This is a genomic window from Saccharospirillum sp., from assembly GCF_040881935.1.
Taxonomy (GTDB): Bacteria; Pseudomonadota; Gammaproteobacteria; order Pseudomonadales; family Natronospirillaceae; genus Saccharospirillum.
Map to the genome: position 1 here is coordinate 1 of NZ_JBBECH010000016.1, position 6,425 is coordinate 6,425.

At 54.3% G+C, this 6,425-nt stretch carries 6 protein-coding genes; 1 reads left to right on the forward strand and 5 read right to left on the reverse strand.

What is annotated here, in order from left to right:
• From WEB54_RS01400 to WEB54_RS01420, 5 genes are all read right to left on the reverse strand, one after another.
• Positions 1 to 535 (reverse strand): ABC transporter transmembrane domain-containing protein (locus WEB54_RS01400; RefSeq protein WP_368052862.1); only part of this gene is annotated, 535 nt, incomplete at its 3' end.
• Positions 528 to 755, reverse strand: coding sequence for a hypothetical protein (locus tag WEB54_RS01405; RefSeq protein WP_368052863.1), 228 nt, complete (start codon positions 753 to 755; stop codon positions 528 to 530). The genes WEB54_RS01400 and WEB54_RS01405, both read right to left, overlap by 8 nt.
• A 263-nt stretch (positions 756 to 1,018) precedes the next feature.
• Entirely contained in the window at positions 1,019 to 2,197 is a 1,179-nt protein-coding gene (locus tag WEB54_RS01410; protein WP_368052864.1) for a Fic family protein, read from the reverse strand.
• A gap of 539 nt (positions 2,198 to 2,736) precedes the next feature.
• On the reverse strand, positions 2,737 to 4,812 hold the full coding sequence (locus tag WEB54_RS01415; RefSeq protein ID WP_368052865.1) for a hypothetical protein: 2,076 nt from the start codon (positions 4,810 to 4,812) through the stop codon (positions 2,737 to 2,739).
• A gap of 154 nt (positions 4,813 to 4,966) precedes the next feature.
• On the reverse strand, positions 4,967 to 5,098 hold the full coding sequence (locus WEB54_RS01420; RefSeq protein WP_368052866.1) for a type I restriction enzyme endonuclease domain-containing protein: 132 nt from the start codon (positions 5,096 to 5,098) through the stop codon (positions 4,967 to 4,969).
• A gap of 326 nt (positions 5,099 to 5,424) precedes the next feature.
• Between WEB54_RS01420 and WEB54_RS01425 the strand changes: the two genes are divergently transcribed.
• Positions 5,425 to 5,958, forward strand: a complete 534-nt coding sequence (locus tag WEB54_RS01425) for a hypothetical protein (RefSeq protein ID WP_368052867.1) — start codon at positions 5,425 to 5,427, stop codon at positions 5,956 to 5,958.
• The last annotated feature ends 467 nt before the right edge of the window (positions 5,959 to 6,425 follow it).

The window sequence follows — 6,425 nt, forward strand, 5'->3', positions numbered from 1 at the left end:
AGCCCTGATTGAATACGATAAACGCCAACACCACCGGTATGACCGAATACAGCATCAGTGATGGCGATATGCGCCACATCCAGATCGGGGTCAACGACAGGGCGAATACCACATTAACGGACTGCAGGAAGCCAATACCGTAGAACAGGCGGATGCCGTTCATGTCGTTATTGATGATCGAAATCAGCTTGCCAGACTGAAATTGCTGGTGATAAGCGTCAGGCAACCGGTTCAACCGGTAAAAGAGATCATTTTTCAGCTGCGCTTCGGTAATCCGCCCCGGGTTCAGCGCATACATCCGCGACATGATGCGAACACCAACCATGATCAGCGAAAACGCAACCACCCACAGAACGTACTCATTCAGATTACCGCGGGCGGCATGGTCGGCGTGACCGAGCAAGTCGATGGCCTGTTGAATATAACGCGGTATCTCAACTTGCAACCAATTGACCAGGAAAATACAGATCACCGCAACCAGGTACGACCACTTATTAAGCAAAAAGTAGTGCAGGATAAATTGACGTTTAGTCATCAGCCTTCCCAGGGTTGCAGTGCGCGGGCAGCTCAATACCGTATTCATTAGAACACGCGCGGATGATGGCATGACGGACGTCGTCCTGCTGCTCGAGAGCGTCGAGCAACCAAACCGGCAGCCGGACAGGCCGGGTTTTGATACCGGGTTTACGGCCACAGCCGGGCCGGGCGCCGCCGCGACCACAGCAGCTGTCGGGCTTATCGGGGGAATCAGGCAAGGGTGATCTCCGGAAATATCGAAAAGTGTACACTTTTCATCTTAAAAGTATAGGTACCTTTCGGATTCACCTGCTGAGGTTTGTACTGATCTTGTACATTGGTCTACCAGACACCATTTGAGTTTGCCGCTGGCTATCGGACTGCGGGAGAAGGGTCAAAGTTAACTGACATTGCTAAGCGGTGAATCGTTCAGCTATTGGAGGCAGGTCAGATATAACAGCGCAGATGAATTTGCAGCATAATCGGCCCACTTACCGGTGATTTAAACCGCGCTTCCAGGGACCATGCTGGGAAACACTGCCTGGGCAGCATGCAGGGGCAGGTTCAACCGCAGCGGTGCCCGGTGAGAATCCGACAACAGCAGGAAGTGATCGGTCAGATTCTGGACCACTCGGCGGGCGCTTCGCTCGGGCATCTGAAGCAGCGCCGGAACCTCTCCCCGCTCGATAGAGCCATAGAGAATAATCTGCTCAATGATCTTATCCCCACGGGCGATATCCGGCTGGCTGCGAATCCACTCCAGCAAGCCCCGGGTGAAGTTGTCCGACTTCAGGGTCTCGGTCATGAACCTGACCTGATCGAGTGCGGTGGTCAGAAAATACCGTGTGAAGTCGACCAGGCTGGATTCGCTGAGCTGGCCGCGTCCGTCACGGTCCCCACGTCGAGGCTGATCGCAGCACTCCAGAAGGTACTTGTATCGATCCTTTTTCCGGGCAAACCCGCGTGAGACCGACCACAACTCAACACCGCTGATCGCTTTTTTCAGCATGGCATGGGTCACCAGTCGTGCCACACGGCCGTTCCCATCAAGCATCGGGTGAATCCACAGCAACCGGTGATGGGCCGCTGCAGCGGCCATCGGCAGTAAGCGGGGTGGCAGCTGGGCATAGGCGTTCTCCCACCGGTCCATACAGCGCTGAATATCCTCGGGCGCCACGGGAATGTGTCGGCCGACGATGACGTTGGTCTCTCGGAACTGGCCGGGGACGATCGGCAACGGCTTCCGGGTCGTGGGGTGAATGACCAGGTGCATGTGCGCCGGCAGCTCGCCGTAAAATCGCCGGTGGATTTCGCGAATCCCGGCCGTACCGAACCCAAGCTCCGCCAAGCCATCTTCTTCATCGAGCCACCGCTGCACTTCTATGTGAGCCATAGCTTCCTTTTGGAGATCCCGCTGCGCTTGATCTTCCTGGAACTTATTGGCTAGCGCCCGGTCGATATCGATCGGTAACGTGTCATGGCCTTCGATGAGGTTGGAATAGTAGCAGTTCATCGCCCGAACGAGCCTGGCCACCGCCCCTTTGACCTCGCTGAACTGGCTCGACGCGATACGGGGGGATTCCTGACCCAACTGCCAGGCCAGATCCGCCAATGCTTCCAGCTCAGGATTGTCCTCACGAATCAACATCGGTTCCATCCGGATCGCTGCAGGGGGTGGCATTCGGCCTCCAGGCTTTAGTGGTTGCGTGAGTGCTTGGCCGTCTGGCCGGATTATTGGCCGCATCCATGGCCGGTTCTTTGGCCAATTCACTGGCCGGTTCACGTCATACTATACCTGTAGCCATAGATTAACAATTGACCATGAAATGACGAAATTATCGGCTTATTGGGGGGTGAAGGGAAAATTTTAATTAGAAAATACGGTGATTAACTGGCCGGTTTATCATCTGCATGCGGCCGGTTTAGCCGAGACTCGGTGGCCGGATGCCTGGCCAGATTGCTTATGTTGGGTTGACCTAAATAGTGGGACTTGGTCGCCGACGACGGCCGACGCCTCACACTGACCAGGTTTGGCGCGGATTGCTGCGCTGCCAGCGACACCGCACTGGGAATAGGTTTGTTATTGGAGCATCGAGTCAGGTATCGTCGTATTCAGATAGTCCCGCAGCATGCGCCACCGATCACCCGGCGCTGGTATCGCTCAGTTGCCTCTTGGTCTTGGACTGCGCAACCTGTGCCAACCACCCTTTTGAGTGCAAGTCAGTTTAGTGGTTGCGCCAACGCATGCTGAAGACCAGTTGGCAATGCCGCACTTGGTTCCGCTACCCATTGCAGTGCCATTTCCCCGGTCTCGACGCCCTGCTCGGTGAGCAAGCCCACATCGAATCGGCGGAAGCTCAGCGGTTGTCGCAGTCCGAAACTAATGGTACTAAAACGGTTGGCATCAGACTTATCTTCAATGTCCAACAAAGAAACATAAGCATCGTCGCTGTCTTCAGCCGGTTTCAATCTTACCCTGAAGGTATTTCCGTAAAGCTCGATGCGTAAAGTCTGCCAAGTCCCGTTCATGGTGTTTGGAAAATACCCTTGCCCCATCGAGTAAGGCCCTTCTGCGTTATGGTACCCCCAATGAGTCCAGGCACTGACCTCAATGCGGGCCCGCAAGCAGCCGCCGTCGTTGTCTTTACAAAACTCGCTCAGGTAATCGCGAAAATCGATTAGAAAGCCATTACTGCCCTTGTTGATGACATCAAATTCAAAATAATGATGTCCAAGGGGTTCTCCCGAGGTGAGCTCCAGGAGGTGATACCACTCATCTTTTTCGGTCCAGGAGTGCTGACCCCCCTCTGGTCCGACAAAGGTGGCCAGGTTGTCGTCCGGGCGAACATACCACCCACTGGCGGGGCGGGTGGTCCATTCTTCAAGCCATTGGGCGCCGACTGCATCTCCATCAGCCGTCATCACAGCACTGTGAAGTTCAAGTTCGTAGTCACTCTCGAATACCAGAGGCTGGGTGCCGGGGTAAGCTAGGCCCGTCTCATTGGTGGCATTCATCTCGTCCGGCACCAGGTGCAAGGTTCTGTTTACCCAGATGGGCATGGCGTCTAAATCCTGTTGTTGAGGTGAGTTCATCTTGTTGATTTGAAGTGCAGCCTCTACTGAAGTGGGTTCCATGGGTTCGGTAAACTCTATAGAGACTGAGTGAATATTGTCGGAGTCCACCTCGACTTTGTGCACGCCGGGCTCGGCATCTGGATCGTGAACCGGCGAGGGTGTACGAACAATCTCAATGTCCTGGATATCGGACAGGGCTGCCTCCAGCGAGTCGACCTCCACCAGCGACAGGGAATCGGCCGGGTTATCTGACGCTTTGACCGAGTTGAGGTCCAACTCTCCCTTGACCAGCCGATTGGAACTCAGGTTAAAGCCAGCAAAATGCAAGCTATTGTTGGCGATGGTCCAACTGGATAACTCAAGATCCGGTTGCCCGCCCGATCCGGGTTCTATGATGTTTGTGGATTTCATGGTTTGCATATCGAGCATAGTTAGCTGGTCGGCCTGGCCGAGGTAAGGAACCTCGACGGAGGTACGATAAAACACATGGTTTCCTACAATTTGAATGGGCGTGCGCCCCATCCAGTCCCACCAACTGTTGTCTTCTTCGAGCTCTATTTCGAGAATGGGCGAACCTCTGTAAGGCAGTATCTGGTTCAATGTCAAAACATTGCGATAACCGGTAGTCAGTTTTCGACTGCTTTCAAACAGTCCATATACATTGCCGTTCCCGCTGATCATCACTTTGCGGGGTGTGGCAGACTTCCATGTCGTTTCACTGCGCAGTGACCCGAATAGGCGTGTATCCAAGGTAGATTGCTCGACCTGTTCGTTGCTCTCCGCCCGTGGCCGAACAATACGGATGCCATTTTCCGTTGTTCCGTCGTACTGGCCGAACAGTACCGACTGGTGGTCATCTACTGTAAAAAAGTTAACGCCCCACCCGGTATCACGCAGCAAGTTAATGCGGCGCTGCCCCCTCACCATGACCAGCGTTGTTTGACCAGTGGCTTCCTGATCAGCCTGCAAAACTACACTGCCATCCCCAAGGACATGAAAGAAATGTACGGTATCGGCCGAGGTTGTCAGAACATCGGGAACATTGCTGTCGACACCATCCAAACGGTAGATTCGCGGATCCCAATTATCCCGACTAACAGAAATAGATCCGCCATCTGAAGTGACACTGAACGGCGCGGCCAGAAAATACATGCGTCCCTGGTCATCAAATTGAAGCGGCTTTAGACCGATGTCTAGCATTCTCAGAAAATGCGAATCCATGCCTTGCACCAGAAGCCCCTGTGCAGCGCAGATGGCGTTGCTATCAGACAGCCTGACCCTCAACAAACTACAACTTAGCGTAGCGATAATCGACTCAAAATCCCTATCACCGTCGCTGATTAAAATCACAATAAAAGCCCAATCTGATTATTCATCACTTCACCCACCCACTCGACAAAGCCTCTGCCTGCTTAAGCACCAGCTCCACGGCATCGGCGGCCTGATCGGGCGGGTATTTGTAGCGCTGCAACGTTCGGCGTACCAGGATACAGTTTCGCTCTGACACTCTCTCGCACTTGCAGGGCAGCTGCCAGGACACCCACACGAAGCGACAATTGGGTAGCCAAATCAGTCGCTCCCTCAGTTGGCTGAAACAAGTCCACTTAATACGTTATTTTAGAAGCCTCTATATCATTCCCCAGGGCTCTGGCTTATCCGACCGGCGTTGCCCAAGTAGTGTGGCCGAACCAAGGGGCACTGGCGCTTTGTCAGAACTTTCCTGCCCACCCCCTTCCTGATAGTATTTCTCCCTGACCCCTGTCGTCGGTTCTAAGGATTGCGAAACCGAGAAGTGGCGGCGGGACGCAATGACCATGATAACAAGGACTTCCCATGACATTAGTTCGCTCCCTGTCGGCTACCATCGCACTGGGCATCGCTGGCTGTGCCTCGCTCCCCTCTCCAACTGAAACAAGCGGTGGCATACTGGCCTTCCCGATGCACCCGGACAACAACACGGGCCAACCCTACAGCTTCCATTACGGCTTCAAAGTGTTCGAACAGGAAACCGACCTGGAGGTTATGGAGATTGACGTCAGAATGTCCAGCGGTGACTTCGTTGATACTTACGGTCCATTACCAGCAGGCGACTACTACCTCGGCACCTTTCAGACCAAGGTAGATCGCCAGGACAACGTTCGTTACAACTTCAATGACAGTATTGTGCCCATCGACATTCCGTTTAACATCAAGGAAGACACGTTAACGGTACTCGATACTATGATGTGGGTGCAGATCCGGGCCAGTACCAGTGGCTGGACAACTAACCGGGATCTGATCGCCCTCTCACCAGCTGTCGAAGCAGAAGCACTGAAAGAATTGGAAGGTAAAAACGAAGGATTGGGCTGGGCCATCCAGGTTAAATAACCTCGACTGCCTACAGGCCACCAACACGCGTGGCGGCAATCTGGTTATTGCCAGAGTTGCCGTCACTTACGTTGGATCCTGTAAGCGACTTAACGGACCTACCCTAATAGTCGACCGAGTCGACGCCATCGCCGATTACTCCGGTAACATCACCTTTATAGCACAGACAATCGAGTGCATCGGGCCCCTGGGCTAATGCCTGTTACTTGGTGGTGCACAGGTCGGCAGGATTGGCTCAAGTGCATCCATGCACTTGCCCGCTGCGCGGCGCCTTCGGCGGCCCAAAACGCTCCTGGCGTTTTGTCGAACCTGCAGTGGTTCTCGTCCGACTCGGGCGCGCCAGACACAAAAAAAACCGCTTGTGGCGGGTTCTGGCTGATTCTACCCAGGTTTCCTGTTGAATGTGGCCGAGAGGATTGGCTCAAGTGCATCCATGCACTTGCCCGCTGCGCGGCGCCTTCGGCGGC